The 15,081-nt window shown below is 73.3% G+C and carries 17 protein-coding genes and 1 riboswitch; of the genes, 14 read left to right on the forward strand and 3 right to left on the reverse strand.

Translation table 11 applies throughout. From position 1 onward, the window contains the following. The first annotated feature begins 2 nt into the window (after positions 1-2). From C8054_RS14660 to C8054_RS14700, 9 genes are all read left to right on the forward strand, one after another. Complete coding sequence (locus C8054_RS14660) at positions 3-401, forward strand: 6-carboxytetrahydropterin synthase (protein ID WP_107157360.1); 399 nt, start codon at positions 3-5, stop codon at positions 399-401. 4 nt (positions 402-405) lie between these two features. After that, entirely contained in the window at positions 406-1,443 is a 1,038-nt protein-coding gene (locus C8054_RS14665) for a glycosyltransferase family 4 protein (RefSeq protein WP_107157361.1), read from the forward strand. After that, positions 1,440-2,249 carry an SAM-dependent methyltransferase gene (locus C8054_RS14670; protein ID WP_107157362.1) on the forward strand — a complete coding sequence of 270 codons (810 nt, stop codon included), beginning with the start codon at positions 1,440-1,442 and terminating at the stop codon, positions 2,247-2,249. Before C8054_RS14665 ends, C8054_RS14670 begins: the two co-directional genes overlap by 4 nt. Before the next feature lie 111 nt (positions 2,250-2,360). Continuing rightward, entirely contained in the window at positions 2,361-3,281 is a 921-nt protein-coding gene (locus tag C8054_RS14675) for a lysylphosphatidylglycerol synthase domain-containing protein (RefSeq protein ID WP_233219647.1), read from the forward strand. Between the two features lie 67 nt (positions 3,282-3,348). Further along, the gene (ribA, locus tag C8054_RS14680) at positions 3,349-3,978 is read left to right on the forward strand and encodes a GTP cyclohydrolase II (protein WP_107157364.1); all 630 of its coding nucleotides are present in this window, start codon (positions 3,349-3,351) and stop codon (positions 3,976-3,978) included. Beyond that, entirely contained in the window at positions 3,975-4,664 is a 690-nt protein-coding gene (locus C8054_RS14685; protein ID WP_107157365.1) for a dihydrofolate reductase family protein, read from the forward strand. The genes ribA and C8054_RS14685 overlap by 4 nt, the downstream gene beginning before the upstream one ends. Positions 4,665-4,757: 93 nt before the next feature. After that, positions 4,758-6,437: an extracellular solute-binding protein gene (locus C8054_RS14690; protein WP_107157366.1), complete on the forward strand. Its 1,680-nt coding sequence runs from the start codon at positions 4,758-4,760 to the stop codon at positions 6,435-6,437. Continuing rightward, positions 6,434-7,453, forward strand: a complete 1,020-nt coding sequence (locus tag C8054_RS14695; protein ID WP_107157367.1) for a sugar ABC transporter permease — start codon at positions 6,434-6,436, stop codon at positions 7,451-7,453. Before C8054_RS14690 ends, C8054_RS14695 begins: the two co-directional genes overlap by 4 nt. Continuing rightward, positions 7,450-8,370: a carbohydrate ABC transporter permease gene (locus tag C8054_RS14700; RefSeq protein ID WP_107157368.1), complete on the forward strand. Its 921-nt coding sequence runs from the start codon at positions 7,450-7,452 to the stop codon at positions 8,368-8,370. Before C8054_RS14695 ends, C8054_RS14700 begins: the two co-directional genes overlap by 4 nt. On the opposite strand, the gene C8054_RS14705 is transcribed toward C8054_RS14700, so the two are convergent. From C8054_RS14705 to C8054_RS14715, 3 genes are read right to left on the reverse strand one after another with little or no spacing between them, the layout of a single operon-like run. Further along, positions 8,371-9,114, reverse strand: coding sequence for an amino acid ABC transporter ATP-binding protein (locus tag C8054_RS14705; RefSeq protein ID WP_107157369.1), 744 nt, complete (start codon positions 9,112-9,114; stop codon positions 8,371-8,373). It lies immediately after the preceding gene. After that, a complete protein-coding gene (locus tag C8054_RS14710) occupies positions 9,111-9,890 on the reverse strand; it encodes an amino acid ABC transporter permease (protein WP_107157370.1) in 780 nt (259 codons plus the stop codon). Before C8054_RS14710 ends, C8054_RS14705 begins: the two co-directional genes overlap by 4 nt. A 38-nt stretch (positions 9,891-9,928) precedes the next feature. Further along, positions 9,929-10,783, reverse strand: coding sequence for an ABC transporter substrate-binding protein (locus C8054_RS14715; RefSeq protein WP_107157371.1), 855 nt, complete (start codon positions 10,781-10,783; stop codon positions 9,929-9,931). A gap of 241 nt (positions 10,784-11,024) precedes the next feature. Continuing rightward, positions 11,025-11,135, reverse strand: a riboswitch (SAM riboswitch). A 107-nt stretch (positions 11,136-11,242) separates the two neighbouring features. Here C8054_RS14715 and C8054_RS14720 point away from each other — a divergent pair. The 5 genes from C8054_RS14720 to C8054_RS14740 are packed head-to-tail and all read left to right on the forward strand — an operon-like array spanning position 11,243 to position 15,046. Further along, entirely contained in the window at positions 11,243-11,683 is a 441-nt protein-coding gene (locus C8054_RS14720) for a hypothetical protein (protein ID WP_107157384.1), read from the forward strand. 39 nt (positions 11,684-11,722) lie between these two features. Then, on the forward strand, positions 11,723-12,286 hold the full coding sequence (locus C8054_RS14725) for a PadR family transcriptional regulator (protein ID WP_107157372.1): 564 nt from the start codon (positions 11,723-11,725) through the stop codon (positions 12,284-12,286). Next, positions 12,283-14,004, forward strand: coding sequence for an acyl-CoA dehydrogenase family protein (locus C8054_RS14730; protein WP_107157373.1), 1,722 nt, complete (start codon positions 12,283-12,285; stop codon positions 14,002-14,004). Before C8054_RS14725 ends, C8054_RS14730 begins: the two co-directional genes overlap by 4 nt. Positions 14,005-14,054: 50 nt before the next feature. Continuing rightward, positions 14,055-14,597, forward strand: a complete 543-nt coding sequence (locus C8054_RS14735) for a GNAT family N-acetyltransferase (RefSeq protein WP_107157374.1) — start codon at positions 14,055-14,057, stop codon at positions 14,595-14,597. A gap of 38 nt (positions 14,598-14,635) precedes the next feature. Further along, the gene (locus tag C8054_RS14740) at positions 14,636-15,046 is read left to right on the forward strand and encodes a hypothetical protein (protein WP_107157385.1); all 411 of its coding nucleotides are present in this window, start codon (positions 14,636-14,638) and stop codon (positions 15,044-15,046) included. The last annotated feature ends 35 nt before the right edge of the window (positions 15,047-15,081 follow it).

Consider the following 15,081-nt stretch of genomic DNA (forward strand, 5'->3'; position numbering starts at 1 on the left):
ACGTGTTCAGCGTGACGGTCCGGGACCACATGATGGTCGCCCACAGCTTCCGCGGCGAGGTGTTCGGCCCGGCCCAGCGGCTGCACGGCGCCACCTTCGTCGTCGACGCCACGTTCCGCCGTGCGGAGCTGGACGCCGACGGGATCGTGGTCGACATCGGTCTGGCCACCGAGCAGCTCAAGGCCGTGCTCGGCGAGCTGACCTACCGCAACCTGGACGACGAGCCGGCCTTCGCCGGGGTGAACACCACCACCGAGGTGCTGGCCCGCACCGTCGCCGACCGGCTCGCCGACGCGGTGCACGCCGGCCGGCTGGGGGAGGGGGCCCGGGGTCTGGCCGGGATCACCGTCACGCTGCACGAGTCGCACGTCGCCTGGGCGAGCTACGAACGGCCGCTGTGACCGGATGACCGCCGTCCACGTGGTGCTGCCGGGCGACATCGACGACCCGGCGAACCCCAGCGGCGGCAACGCCTACGACCGGCACGTCTGCCGCGGGCTGGCGGCGCTCGGCTGGAGCGTGCGCGAGCACCAGGTGCCGGGCCGCTGGCCGCACCCGGGGGACCGGGAACGGGACGCGCTGGCCGGGCTGCTCGCCGGGCTGCCCGGCGGCGCGACCGTGCTGCTCGACGGCCTGGTCGCCTCGACCGTGCCGGACGTGCTCGCCCCGCACGCCGCGCGACTGCGCCTGGTGGTGCTGGTGCACCTGCCGATCGAGGACGAGGCCGAACGGCGGGCCCTCGGCGCGGCGACCGCTGTGGTCGCCACCAGCGAGTGGACCCGCCGGCGGCTGCTCGACCGTTACCCGCTCGACCCCGCTCGGGTGACGGTCGCGCCGCCCGGCGTCGAGCCGGCGCCGGTCGCCCCCGGCACGCCCGGCGGCGGGCGTCTGCTCTGCGTCGCGGCGGTCACCCCGGTCAAGGGCCACGACGTGCTGGCCGCCGCGCTCGCCGGGGTCGCCGACCTGGACTGGACCTGCGACTGGATCGGCCCGCTCGACCGGGACCCGGCGTTCGTGGCCCGGCTGCGCCGGTGGCTCACCGGGGCCGGGCTGGCCGACCGGGTCCGGATGCTCGGCCCGCGCACCGGAGGGGACCTGGCCGGCGCGTACGCCGCCGCCGATCTGCTGGTCCAGCCCTCCCGGCGGGAGACGTACGGCATGGTGGTGACCGAGGCGCTGGCCCGGGGCGTACCGGTGCTGGCCAGCGACACCGGCGGCCTGCCGGCCACGCTCGGGCACGCCCCCGACGGCGACCGGCCCGGCCTGCTGGTGCCACCGGACGACCCGGGTCCGGCCGCCGACGCGCTGCGCCGCTGGCTCACCGACCCCGCCCTGCGGGACCGGCTGCGCCGTGCCGCCCGGCAGCGGCGGCCCACCCTCACCGGCTGGCCGGTCACCGTGGACCGGCTGGCGACGGCGCTCAAGGAGGCGACCGCGGCATGACCACCTCACTCCCGCCCGACTTCGCGGACTGGCTGCGACTGCGCGAGCCCGCCGACGCGGCCGCCCGCTCGGTCGAGCTGGCCGACGCGGTCCGCGACCGGCTGCCCGCCGGCCGCCCGCTGGTCGTGCACGACCTGGGCAGCGGCACCGGGTCGATGGCCCGCTGGCTCGCCCCCCGGCTGCCCGGCCCGCAGCGCTGGGTGCTGCACGAACGCGACAGGCACCTGCTGGCGCTGGCCACCGGCGGCGGGCTCACCGCCGCCGACGGCGCGCCGGTCACGGTGACCACCCGCGGCTCGGACATCACCCGGCTGACCCGCGCCGACCTGGCCGACGCCCACCTGGTCACCGCGTCGGCGCTGCTGGACATGCTCACCGCCGAGGAGGTCGACCGGACGGTGGCCGCCTGCGCCGGCCACCCGACGCTGTTCGCGCTCACCGTGTCCGGCCGTGCGGAGTTCACCCCGGCGGATCCGCTCGACGCCGAGCTGGCCGACGCGTTCAACGCCCACCAACGGCGGACCGCCGACGGGCGGGTCCTGCTCGGGCCGGACGCGGTGGACGCCACCGTCGCCGCGTTCGGTCGGCACGGCGTCGAGGTGGCGGTGCGGTCCACCCCGTGGCGGCTCGGGCCGGAGCAGGCCGCGCTGACCGCCGAGTGGCTGACCGGCTGGGTGGACGCGGCCGTCGAGGAGCGACCGCATCTGAACGGCCCCGCGCGGACGTATACCGAGTGGCGGCTCGCCGAGGCCGCCGCCGGCCGGGTCGAGGTGGTGCTGCACCACGCCGACCTGCTCGCCGGCTGAACCGTACGGCCCGCCGACACGTGACATCCGGTGGGATCGAGGGAGGACCGTTTGTCACATGTCGCCGTCGCCGCGCCCGTGCCCGTACCGGTCCGGCCGCGTCCGGCCCGGGTGCGCTGGGCCTGGACCCGCCGGGCCTGGTTGCGGCCCGCCGCCGGGCTGGCCGTGCTCGCCGGGCTGGTCGCCTTCGTCGGCACCGGTCCGTTCCTGGCCGGGCTGCGACTGATCGACGCGCCGGCGCTGGCCGCCGCGCTCGGCATCGGCGTGGTCACCACCGTGAGCGGCGCCTGGCGCTGGTCGCTGGTGGCCGGCGGGCTGGGGGTACGGCTGCCGATGCGCGCCGCGGTGGCGCACTGCTACCGGGCGATCTTCCTCAACTCCACCCTGCCCGGCGGCGTGCTCGGCGACGTGCACCGGGCGGTCCGGCACGGCCGGGACGCCGGGGACGTGGCCCGGGGGGTCCGCGCGGTGGTCTGGGAGCGCGCCGCCGGGCAGGTGGTGCAGGTGGTCATCGCGGTGGCGGTGCTGGCCGCGTTCCCGTCCCCGGTCCGCCGGTACCTGCCGGCGCTGGCCGTCGTCGGGGTGGTGACCGTGGTGGCGCTGGTGCTGGTGGCCCGCGCGGTGCCGCGGTCCGGGGCGTCCCGCCTCGCCCGGGTGGCGCGTACCGCGCTGGCCGACGTCCGCGCCGGGCTGCTGGCGCGGCGGACCTGGGCCGGCGTGGTGCTCGCCTCGATCGTGGTGTTCGCCGGCCACCTGGCCACGTTCGTGGTGGCCGCCCGCACCGCCGGGGCCGACGCGCCGCTGTCCCGCCTGCTGCCGCTGACCCTGCTCGCCCTGCTGGCCATGGCCCTGCCGCTCAACGTGGGTGGCTTCGGGCCGCGCGAGGGCGTCGCCGCCTGGGCGTTCGCGGCGGCCGGCCTGACCGCCGCCCAGGGCGTCGCCACCGGCACCGTCTACGGCGCGCTGGTCCTGGTGGCCAGCCTGCCCGGTGCCGTGGTGCTGCTATTGCGCCCGACCGGCAACTGTCGGTGATCCCGCATACGGTGAGGGTGCGAGGTGTGAGTCGTCGGTCAGCCCGGCGGCCGGACGGAGGAGAACCATGGACGAAACCCTGCCCAGCGCGACGGTCCGGACCCGGGTCACGGTCCCGCTTCGGTTCCCCGACGGATACACCACCACCGCCCTGGTGCACACGTTCCACGGCCTGGTGGACGGCCGGGAGCACCTGGCGTTCGGGCTCGGCGGCTACGCCGACGCCGACCCGCCGCTGGTCCGCCCGCACAGCGAGTGCCTGACCGGTGACGTGTTCGGCAGCCAGCGCTGCGACTGCGGCCCGCAGTTGCGCGAGGCGGTCGAGCGGATCGCCGAGGCCGGTGGCTACCTGCTCTACCTGCGCCAGGAGGGGCGGGGCATCGGCCTGTACGCCAAGCTCGACGCGTACGCCCTCCAGGACGACGGCCTGGACACGTACGAGGCGAACCTGGCGCTCGGGCGGGGCGCCGACGAGCGGGACTACACGGTGGCCGCGCAGATGCTCACCGCGCTGGGCGTGGAGCGGGTGGCCCTGCTGAGCAACAATCCGGACAAGGCGGCACAACTCGAAGGGCTGGGCGTCGCGGTGGCCGACCGGGTGGTCACCGGCGTGCACCTGTCCCCGGCGAACGCCGACTACCTGGCGGCCAAGGTCACCCGCGCCGACCACGCCCTCGACCTGCCGTTCGTGCCGTGACCACCCGCCCGTACGTGCTGTTGAGCTGCGCGATGTCGATCGACGGTTACATCGACGACGCGACCACCGAGCGGCTGCTGCTCTCCAACGACGACGACCTGGACCGGGTCGACGCGACGCGGGCCGGGTGCGACGCGATCATGGTGGGCGCGGCCACGGTCCGCCGCGACGACCCCCGGTTGCTGGTGCGCAGCGATCGGCGGCGTGCCGAGCGGGTGGCCCGGGGCCTGCCCCCGTCCCCGGTGAAGGTGACGGTCACCGGCAGCGGCGACCTCGACCCGGTGGCCCGCTTCTTCACCGTCGGCGAGGGCGTCAAGCTGGTCTACTGCCCGAGCGGGGTGGTGGACAAGGCCCGGGAGCAGGTCGGCGCGGTGGCCACCGTGGTCGACGCCGGCGAGCCGGTCACCCCGGAGGCGGTCGTCGCCGACCTGGCCGGGCGCGGGGTCGGCCGGTTGATGGTGGAGGGCGGCGGCACCATGCACCGCCAGTTCCTCACCGCCGGGCTCGCCGACGAGTTGCACCTGGTGGTCGCGCCGTTCTTCGTGGGGGACGGCCGGGCTCCCCGGTTCGTCGGGGAGGGCCGATTCCCGTGGCACCCGGGTCGCCGGGCCCGGGTGGTCGAGGTGCGCCAGATCGGCGACGTGGTGTTGACGCGCTACGCGCTCTCCGACCGCTGCCAGGCCTGACCAACGCCGCTCCGGTTCGCTCTTGTGCAAGCTCACGGTCGAGATTAGTTTGTTGCTCATCCATACGAATGCATCCCTCCCGAAGGGGTATCGATGAGCGTGCACCACCCCGATCCGGGCGCCTCCCGTCGCCGCTTCCTCGGCCTGGTCGGCCTCGGCATGGCCGCCACCGCCGGCGGCCCGCTGCTCGCCGGATGCTCCGAGAAGCCGGCCGGCTCCGGCGCCTCCCAGCAGCTCGACGCCGTTTCCGGCCTGCTGCCGACGCGGAAGGACCTGCCCGGCGCCGTCAAGCCCGACATCGTGGGCACCCGCCCGGTGCCCGACGGCTACACCAGCTACCCGGCGACCCTGGTCGACGCCATCACCGACAAGCCCGGCACCAGCGGCAAGCAGATCACCGCGATGACGCCCGCCTGGGGCCCGGCGCCGCCCGGCGTCGCGCAGAGCGCCTACCTCCAGGCCGTCAACGCCGAGCTGGGCACGCCTGTCAACTTCACCATCCAGGACGGTGTCACCTACGCCGACAAGCTCAACGCCATGCTCAGCGCTCGGGACGTGCCGGAGCTGCTCTGCGTGCCGAGCTGGGAGGTGGAGAAGATCCCGCGCTTCGCCGAGGCGATCAAGGCGCTCTTCGAGGACCTCACCGACCACCTCCGGGGCGACGCCGCGAACGCGTACCCGATGTTGGCCAGCTTCCCGACCGGGGCCTGGCGCCAGGCGGTCTGGAACGGGCGGCTGATGTCCGTGCCCAACCCCACGGACGGGCCGTTCCCCTGGGCGCTGTTCGCCCGCAAGGACCTGCTCGACGCGCGCGGCCTGGGGGTGCCGACCAACCTCGACGAGCTGCTGACCGCGGCCCGGCAGGTCACCGACCCGGCTCGCAAGGTGTGGGCGTTCGACGACGTCTTCGCCATGATCCAGATGTTCCACCGGGTGCCCGGCGCCAACCAGGGGTGGCGGCTGCGCTCCGACGGGACGCCGGAGTTCAAGTACGAGACGCCGGAGTTCCGCCAGGCGCTCGAGGTGATGGCCAAGATCTACAAGGACGGCCTGGTCCACCCGGACATCGTGGCCAGCCGCGGCGCGGACGCGAAGCAGTTGTTCGCCAAGAACGGCGCGATCGTGTTCAAGCAGGACGGCGTCGGCTTCTGGCAGGGCGCCCAGGCCGAGCACCAGAAGACCAACCCGACGTTGAACATCCAGCCGGTGCCGATCTTCTCCGCCACCGGCGGCGACCCGCTGGTCTGGGGCGAGGACAAGCCGATCTCCTTCACTTTCGTCCGGAAGGGCGTCGGCAAGGACCGGGTCCAGGAGTTGCTGCGCGTCATCAACTGGTGCTCCGCGCCGCTGGGCAGCCAGGAGGCCCAGCTCCGCGACTTCGGCGTCGAGGGCAAGCACCACACGAAGTCGCCGAACGGGCCGGTCAAGACCGACCTGGCGTTCAAGGAGATCGCCAACCAGTACTTCTTCATCAGCGGTCGCAACCCCACCATCGGGCCGTACCCGGACACCCCCCGCTACGTGCCGGACGTGCTGAACTACTCCAACCAGATGGTCAAGTTCCTGGAGAAGAACCCCTGGGCCGGGGTCAAGCTGGAGATGCCGGCCGCCTACAAGGCCAACCAGGTGCCGACCGAGGACAAGTTCACCGACGTGCTGCGCGGCCGGCGTCCACTGAGCGACGCGGACGCCATCGTCGCCGAGTGGAAGGCCAACGGCGGGGAGGAAGCCCGCAAGCTGCTCGCCGACTCCTTGCCCAAGGCGGCCAAGTGAGCGAGCCGGCCGTCGCGGTCGGACCCGAGCGGGCCCGACCCGACGAGCCGGCCCCACCGGCCCGCCGCCGACCGCCCCGCCGTCGCCGGGTGCCGCTGGGCAGCCGGCTGCGTCGCGACTGGCAGTTGCTGGCCATGGTGACGCCCGGCTTCCTGGTGTTGCTGATCTTCAGCTACCTGCCGATCGCCGGCAACGTCATCGCGTTCCAGGACTACAACCCGTACCTGGGCGACAATCCGTGGCAGGCGTTCACGCACAGCAACTGGATCGGCTTCGGCCAGTTCCAGCTCCTCTTCGACGACCCGGCGTTCTGGGACGCGTTCCGCAACACGCTCGCCATCACCGCGTTCCAGCTCGTGTTCTTCTTCCCGCTGCCGATCCTGCTCGCGGTGATGCTGCACAATCTGCTCTCCAGCCGGCTGCGTGGCCTCGTCCAGACCGTCGTCTACCTGCCGCACTTCTTCAGCTGGGTGCTGGTGATCAGTTTCTTCGTCGCCATGCTGGGCGGCGCGGGGCTGCTGGCCCAGACCATGCGCGACGCCGGCATGCAGCCGTGGAACGTGATGACCAACCCGGACACGTTCATCGTCCTGGTCACCGCCGAGGCGGTCTGGAAGGACGTGGGCTGGGGCACCATCGTGTTCCTCGCCGCGCTGTCCACCATCGACCAGAGCCTCTACGAGGCCGCCGCGGCGGACGGCGCCGGCCGGTGGCGGCGGCTCTGGCACATCACGCTGCCCGGCCTGCGTCCGGTGATCGTGCTGCTGCTGATCCTGCGCCTCGGTGACGCGCTCTCGGTCGGCTTCGAACAGTTCCTGCTGCAACGCGACGCGGTCGGCCGGCAGGCCGCCGAGGTGCTCGACACCTTCGTCTACCACTTCTCCATCGCCACCGGGAACTACGGCTACGGCGCGGCGGCCGGCCTGTTCAAGGCCGTCGTCGGCCTGGTGCTGATCCTGGCCGCGAACCGGGTGGCGCACCTGCTCGGCGAACGAGGGATCTACTCGAAGTCATGACCGTGATCATCCGACGGCCGCCGCGCGCGCGGCCCCACCGCCCGGTGTGGGAGGAGCCCCCCACCCGCATCGGCCAGGCGCTCAAGGCCACCCTGCTCACCCTGCTGGTGCTCGGCGTCCTCTTCCCGCTCTGGGTGGTGCTGGTGACCAGCCTCTCGTCGCGCCAGGCGATCGCCGACGCGGGCGGCCTGGTGGTGGTGCCGAAGGGCATCGACACCTCGGCCTACGCCACCATCTTCGCCGGCGGCGCGGTCACCCGGGCACTGTGGATCAGCACGCTGGTCACCGTCTGCGGCACCGCCATCGCGCTGACCGTCACCGTGCTGGCCGCGTACGGGTTGTCCCGGCCGGGCACGGTGGGGCACCGCTGGCTGCTGGCGTACTTCCTGATCCCGTTCCTGGTCTACCCGCCGCTCGTGCCCCGCTACCTGGTGGTCACCGGGCTCGGGCTCAAGGACACCATCTGGGCGCTGGTGCTGCCGTCCGCGATCAGCGTGTTCAACCTGGTGGTGGTGCGCGGCTTCTTCCAGGGCATCCCGCAGGAACTGCTGGACAGCGCGCGCATCGACGGCGCCAGCGACTTCCGGACGCTGGGCCGCATCGTGCTGCCGCTGTCCCGCGCGGTGATCGCCGTGGTCGGTCTCTTCTACGCGGTCAGCTACTGGAACGTCTGGTTCGACGCGCTGCTGTTCATCGACCGCAACGACATGTACCCGATTCAGCGGGTGTTGCAGAGCTACCTGCTGGCCGGGCAGGCGCCGCACACCTCCGGCGCGGCCAGCGGGGTGACCATGCCGCCGACCGAGGCGATCAAGATGGCGGTGGTGGTGCTGACCGTCGCGCCGATCGTCGCGGTCTACCCGTTCATCCAGCGGCACTTCATCAAGGGGGTGCTGATCGGCGCCGTCAAGGGCTGATCAGAGCACCTGGGACAGGAACCGCCGCAGCCGGGGGTGTTCGGGGGCCTCGAACACGGCGGCCGGCGGCCCGGCCTCCAGCACCCGGCCGGCGTCCATGAACGCGACCGTGTCGGCGACGGTGCGGGCGAAGCCCATCTCGTGCGTGACCACCACCATGGTCATGCCGGCGGCGGCGAGGTCGGCCATCACCGCGAGCACGCCCTTGACCAGCTCCGGGTCCAGCGCCGAGGTGGCCTCGTCGAAGAGCATCACCTGCGGGCGCAGTGCGAGCGCGCGGGCGATGGCGACGCGTTGCTGCTGGCCGCCGGAGAGCTGCGCCGGCCGGGCGTCGGCCTTCGCGGCGAGCCCGACCAGGTCGAGCTGGGCGCGGGCCACCGCCTCCGCCTCGTCCCGGTCGAGCTTCTTCAGCTTCCGCAGCGCCAGCGTGACGTTGCGCAGCACGCTCAGGTGCGGGAAGAGGTTGAACTGCTGGAACACCATGCCGATGCGCTGCCGCAGCGCGTCCGGGTCGTCGCGCAGCACGCTGCGCCCGTCCAGCAGCACGTCGCCCCGGTCCGGCTCGATCAGCCGGTTGACGGTACGCAGCAGCGTGGACTTTCCGGAGCCGGACGGCCCGATGACGCAGGCGGTGCCGCCCCGGGCCACGTCCAGGTCCGCGCCGCGCAGCACCCGGTGCGCGCCGAACGCCAGGTGCACGTCGCGGACGGCGAGGCTGACCGAGGTGGCGGTGCCGGTGCTCATCGCGGGTCCCTTCCGGTCGGGGTGACGCCGGCCGGCGTCAGGTCGGTGTCGGGCTCGGGTGGTGGGGCGGCCGGGCGGCCCTGGCGCAACCGCCGGTCCAGCCAGTTGACCGCGTGCGTCAACGGCACGGTCAGCAGCAGGTAGCACAGGCCGGCCAGCAGCAGCGCGGACTGGTTGCCGGTGTTCGCCGCGTAGTCCTGGCCGATCCGGAACAGCTCCCGCTGGCTGGCCAGCAGGCCGAGGAAGTAGACCAGACTGGAGTCCTTGATCAACGCGATGAGCTGGTTGACCCAGGCGGGCAGCACCCGGCGTACGCCCTGCGGGATGACCACCAGCCGCATCGACTCGCCCCAGGAGAAGCCGAGCGCCCGGGCGCCCTCCAACTGGGCGGCCTCCACGCTCAGGATGCCGGCCCGGAAGATCTCGCCGAGATAGGCGGCGGCGATCAGCGACAGCGCCAGCACGCCCAGCGGGTAGGGGTTCGGGCCCCACACCTGCATGCCCAGCGGCGCCAGGCCGACGCCGATGAGCAGGATGGTGGCCGCGGCCGGCAGGCCGCGGAACACGTCGGTGTAGACCCGGGCCGGCCACCGCAACCAGCGGGTACGCGAGATGCCGGCGACCGCCAGCAGCATGCCGAGCACCGAGCCGAGCAGCGCGGCGGAGGCGGCCAGGATCAGCGTGTTCGGCAGCCCGACGGTCAGCATCTCGGGCAGCGCCTCGCGCATCGACCCCCAGTCGAAGAACGTCTCCCAGAGGGTGCTCAGTGGATCCATGTCCGCTCCGTCCGTCCCGCTCGTGCCCGGTTACCGATTCAGGAGGCCGCCGACGGCGACGGCACGGCGACCGATCCGCTGCCGGGGGTGAAGTCGGCCGGGATCGGCCGCCCCGGGTAGTACCGCTCCTGGAGGCGGCTCCAGGTGCCGTCGGCGATCACCTGGTCGAGGCCCTTGTCCAGCGCCTCGCGCAGCCTGTCGTTGCCCTTCGCCACCGCGTACGCGGTCGGCGCGGGGCTGAGCTGCTTCGCCGCGACCTTGATCTTGCCGGCGCTGTCGGCGGCGGACTTGTCGCCGATCTCGGCCGGTGCGATCCAGGCGTCGGCGGTGCCGGCCTTGAGCTGGTTGACCGCGCCGTTGTAGTCGGGCACCCGCACCGGGTTCAGCTTCTCCCTGGTGGCGAAGTCGTCCTGCACGGTGCCCTGGACCACCACCACGCGCTTGCCGGCGAGCTGGTCGAAGCCGGTGATCGCGGAGCCGGCCGGCACGTCCAGGCCGAAGTAGCCGAAGTCGTAGCCGTTGCCGAAGTCGACGGTCTTCTTCCGGGCCTCGGTGACCGTGATCGAGGAGCTGCCCACGTCGAACTTGCGGTTGTCGACCTGGGCGAGCAGCGCGGAGAAGTCGGTGCCGACGAACTCCACCTTCAGACCGACCTTCTCGGCGACGGCCCGCAGCAGGTCGTTGTCGAAGCCGGTGAACTTCCCGTCCTTGAGGAAGACGTTCGGCGGGGCGTCGGTGAGCGTGCCGGCCCGGATCACCCCGGGTTGCAGCAGGCCGTACGGGTTGTCGGCCGCGTCGTCGGCCGACCCGCCGCAGGCGGTCAGCGCGGTGGCGGCGAGCGCGGCGGCGGCGCCGAGCGCGGCGACGCGGGTCAGGGCGGTACGGATACGCACGATGTCTCTCCAGAGTGGACGGACACGCGGGACGCGTGCCGGTGCGGCGCCGCCGGGCACGGCGGAGCCGGAAGGGTGGATCGGGGAAGGGTGGAGCGGTCGCTCAGCGCGCGTCGCGACAGCGGTCGCTGCACACCCGCATCAGGTCGACGTGGCGACGCCTGACCAGTGCGAGGCCGGCCCGGATGGGGGGTGGTGCGAACATGGGTCTCCCTGGTCCGTCGGTGCTGACCTGGGTGCCAGGCCACGCTTGCGCCGACTGCCGTCGGCGCCTGGTCCTCACCCGGAGCACCCCACCGTGGCGGAGGGTTGCCGGCCAGCGAGCCGGGGCTTGACGCTGGCGCTCATGACCTGCCGAAAGGCTAGCAGCACCGGTGCGCCGGTCGTCCAGCCGTTATGACCACCCTCACGGCCGTGCCTTACCGGGCGGCTCCGGCCGCCGCGCCGGAGAATGGCCGGATGACCTCCCCGCGGGTGACCCTCGACGATCTCGGCGCCTGGCTGATCAAGGGCAACGCGGAGAAGACGGACCTGGCCGCCCGCTTCGCCGCCGACCCGACCGTGACCGGCTGGTGCGTGCGTCCCGGCTACCGGATCCGCCTGATGCGCGTCGGCCAGCCGGTGGTGTTCTGGGCCAGCGGCAGCCGGGGCCGACTCCCGTACGGCGTGTGGGGCCTGGGTCGGGTGGCCGGTGAGCCGCAGCCGGGGGAGCCGGGTGGGTCGTGGACGCTGCCGCTGGACCTGACCGTCCTCGACGAGCCGCTGCGGGTGCGCCGTGACGTGCTGCGCGCCGACCCCCGGCTGGCCGGCGCGGAGGTCTTCCGGCAGCCGCAGGCGGCGAACCCGTCCTACCTGACCGTGGCGCAGTTCGCCGCCGTGCGGGAGTACCTGCCGGACTAGGTCTTGCTATGCAACAAAGTGCATAGCAGGATGGCCGGCATGTCGCTGGAGCACGCCATCCTCGTATCGCTGCTGGAGCAACCCGCCTCCGGCTACGAGTTGGCCCGTCGCTTCGACCGCTCGATCGGACGCTTCTGGACCGCCACCCACCAGCAGATCTACCGCGTTCTCAAGCAGCTCGCGGAGGACGACCGGATCACCGGTGAGGAGATCGGTCAGGAGAGCCTGCCGGACAAGAAGCTCTGGTCGGTCACCCCGACCGGCCGGGCCGCGCTGGTCGGCTGGCTGCACGCCCCGGTGCGCCCGGAGGCGGTCCGGCACGAACTGGCCGTCAAGATCCGGGGCGCCGCGTTCGACGACGCGGCCGGGCGCGCGCTCCTGGTCGCCGAGGTCGAGCGCTACCGCGCCGACCACGAGACCGTCCTCGCCGGCTACCTGGCCGGCGAGCGCCGCGACTTCGGCTCCGCCGCACCCGACGCCCGGGCGGCGTTGCAGCACGTGGTGCTGCGCGGCGGCATCGCGTACGAGCGGATGGTGCTGGCCTGGCTGGACGACGTCCTGGCCACCCTCCGCGACCTCGACCCGGAAAGGCCCCCCGCGTGAGCGACCCGCTGCTGTTCCACCCGCACCACTACGATCCCGCCGACCTCGACGAGACCTCGCGGCGGCTGCTGCGCGCCACCATCGACTGGTTCGAGACCCGGGGCAAGCGCGCCCTGCTCGACAGCTACCACGCCCGCGAGTGGTACGCCGACTTCCTCGACTTCGCCGCTCGGGAACGCCTCTTCGCCACGTTCCTCACCCCGTCCGCCGACGGCGGCGGCGACGCCGACAAGCGCTGGGACACCGCCCGTAACGCCGCGCTCAGCGAGATCCTCGGCTTCTACGGGCTCGGCTACTGGTACACCTGGCAGGTCACCGTGCTCGGCCTCGGGCCGGTGTGGCAGAGCGGCAACACCGCCGCCCGGGCGCGCGCCGCCGAGCTGCTCGACCAGGGGCACGTGATGGCGTTCGGCCTCTCCGAGCGTCCGCACGGCGCCGACATCTACGCCACCGACATGCTGCTCACCCCCGACGGCGCGGGTGGTTTCCGGGCCACCGGCGGCAAGTACTACATCGGCAACGGCAACGTCGCCGGGCTGGTCTCGGTCTTCGGCCGGCGCGCCGACGTCGAGGGCCCCGAGGGGTACGTGTTCTTCGCCGCCGACAGCCGGCACCCGGCGTACCGGCTGGTCCGCAACGTGGTCGCCGCCCAGATGTACGTTTCCGAGTTCCGGCTGGAGGACTACCCGGTGCGCGCCGAGGACGTGCTGCACACCGGGCCGGCCGCGTTCGACGCCGCGCTGAACACGGTCAACGTCGGCAAGTTCAACCTCTGCACCGCGTCCGTCGGCATCTGCGAGCACGCCATGTACGAGGCGGTCAGCCACGCCCACGGCCGGGTGTTGTACGGCCGGCGGGTCACCGACTTCCCGCACGTGCGCCGCGAGCTGACCGACGCGTACGCCCGGCTGGTGGCGATGAAGTTGTTCAGCGACCGGGCGGTCGACTACTTCCGCTCGGCCGGCCCGGACGACCGCCGCTACCTGCTGTTCAACCCGATGACCAAGATGAAGGTCACCACCGAGGGCGAGAAGGTGATCGACCTGCTCTGGGACGTCATCGCCGCCAAGGGCTTCGAGGCCGACACCTACTTCGACAAGGCCGCCAAGGACATCCGTGGCCTGCCGAAGCTGGAGGGCACCGTCCACGTCAACCTGGCGCTGATCCTCAAGTTCATGCCCAACTACCTGTTCCGGCCCACCGAACACCCGGCGGTGCCGACCCGGCGGGACGCGGCCGACGACACGTTCCTGTTCCGGCAGGGCCCGGCGCGCGGCCTCGGCGCGATCCGGTTCCACGACTGGCGCGCCGCCTACGACGCGCACGCCCACCTGCCCAACGTGGCCCGGTTCCGGGAACAGGCCGACGGGCTGGTCACGCTGCTCGCCGCGTGCGCGCCGGACGAGACCCAGCAGCGCGACCTGGACTTCCTGCTCACCATCGGCCAGCTCTTCGCGCTCGTGGTCTACGGTCAGCTCGTCCTGGAGCAGGCGGAGCTGACCGGTCTCGACCCGGACCTGCTCGACGAGATCTTCGACCTGCTGGTCCGGGACTTCTCCGGCTACGCCACCGAGCTGCACGGCAAACCGGCCACCACCGACGAGCAGGCGGCCTGGGCCCTCGCCCACCTCCGCCGCCCGGTGGTCGACGCCGATCGCAGCGCCCGGACGTGGCAGCGGGTGGCGGACCTGGCCGGCGCGTACGAGATGCGACAGTGAGCGGCGAAATCGGCGGGCGGGACCGCGCGGCGGGCCGGTAGGTTGCACGGATGTTCGCGCTTGCCCTGACCGACGACGCCGAGCTGCGACCGCTGCAGCCCTGGCACGCCGACGAGTTCCTCGCCAACCTCGATCGCTGCCGGGAGCACATCGCGCCCTGGGTCGGCGCGTCCTTCGTGGCCACCGACGCCGAGTCGGCCCGCCGGGTCCTCCAGGCGTACGCGGACCGGTGGGCCCGCGACGACGGCGGGATCTGGGGCATCTGGCAGCGCGGCACGCTCGTCGGTGGCGTGCTGCTGGTGTCGCTGAGCACCGCGCGCGGCGTCTGCGAGGCCGGCTGCTGGCTGGAGGCGGACGCGGAGGGTCAGGGCCTGGTCACCCGGGCCGCCCGGGTGGTCATCGACTGGGCGGTCCGGGAGCGCGGCATCCACCGCGTCGAGTGGGTGACCCGGGCCGGCAACGAGCGCAGCATCGCGGTCGCCCGCCGGCTCGGCATGCGCCGCGACGGGGTGCTCCGGGACGCCGCGCCGGTGCCGGAGGGTCGGGCCGACATGGAGGTCTGGTCGGTCCTGGCGCCGGAATGGACGGCCTGAGAAGGGTTCTTGTCGTACCCGGACGTCAACATGTGTCCATGGCTGTCCCCGCACTGGCCGACCGGTCCCCCCAGCCGCGCGCCCTGCCGCTGCGCGAGGTCCGCACCCGGCTCACCCAACTCATCTCCCTCGCCGAGCTGACCGACACCGTCACCGTCGTCACCCGTGACGGCGACCCTCGCCCGATCGCCGCGATCGTGCCCGCCCCGGCCGCCCGCACCGGGGCCCAGGCCCGGGCCGACGCGGAGCGGATCGCCGCGATCAGCGCCGGCTGGGCTCGCCGCCTGGAGGAGCTGCACCGGCAGTCCAGCCGGCGGCACGCCGCCGAGCTGCGGGCCCTCACCGACGCGCTCGCCGAGGCGTGGGCCGAGCTGGACCGGCGCGCCCCGGCCGGCGACGCGGCCCTCACCCGGCTCCGCGCCGCCCACGCCGACCTGCTGCGCCCCTGACCGGCCGGGCCGGCCGGTGCCCGGCGGCGAGCGCC

It is taken from the genome of Micromonospora sp. RP3T, assembly GCF_003027925.1.
Lineage (GTDB): Bacteria > Actinomycetota > Actinomycetes > Mycobacteriales > Micromonosporaceae > Micromonospora.

What these genes read in the sequence shown, in the direction of transcription:
- C8054_RS14725 (WP_107157372.1), top strand. Translation starts at nt 11,723, where the DNA reads ATGTCGCTGGAGCACGCCATCCTCGTATCGCTGCTGGAGCAACCCGCC.
- C8054_RS14670 (WP_107157362.1), top strand. Translation starts at nt 1,440, where the DNA reads ATGACCACCTCACTCCCGCCCGACTTCGCGGACTGGCTGCGACTGCGC.
- C8054_RS14690 (WP_107157366.1), top strand. Translation starts at nt 4,758, where the DNA reads ATGAGCGTGCACCACCCCGATCCGGGCGCCTCCCGTCGCCGCTTCCTC.
- ribA (WP_107157364.1), top strand. Translation starts at nt 3,349, where the DNA reads ATGGACGAAACCCTGCCCAGCGCGACGGTCCGGACCCGGGTCACGGTC.
- C8054_RS14740 (WP_107157385.1), top strand. Translation starts at nt 14,636, where the DNA reads ATGGCTGTCCCCGCACTGGCCGACCGGTCCCCCCAGCCGCGCGCCCTG.
- C8054_RS14735 (WP_107157374.1), top strand. Translation starts at nt 14,055, where the DNA reads ATGTTCGCGCTTGCCCTGACCGACGACGCCGAGCTGCGACCGCTGCAG.
- C8054_RS14700 (WP_107157368.1), top strand. Translation starts at nt 7,450, where the DNA reads ATGACCGTGATCATCCGACGGCCGCCGCGCGCGCGGCCCCACCGCCCG.
- C8054_RS14665 (WP_107157361.1), top strand. Translation starts at nt 406, where the DNA reads ATGACCGCCGTCCACGTGGTGCTGCCGGGCGACATCGACGACCCGGCG.
- C8054_RS14710 (WP_107157370.1), bottom strand. Translation starts at nt 9,890, where the DNA reads ATGGATCCACTGAGCACCCTCTGGGAGACGTTCTTCGACTGGGGGTCG.
- C8054_RS14720 (WP_107157384.1), top strand. Translation starts at nt 11,243, where the DNA reads ATGACCTCCCCGCGGGTGACCCTCGACGATCTCGGCGCCTGGCTGATC.
- C8054_RS14705 (WP_107157369.1), bottom strand. Translation starts at nt 9,114, where the DNA reads ATGAGCACCGGCACCGCCACCTCGGTCAGCCTCGCCGTCCGCGACGTG.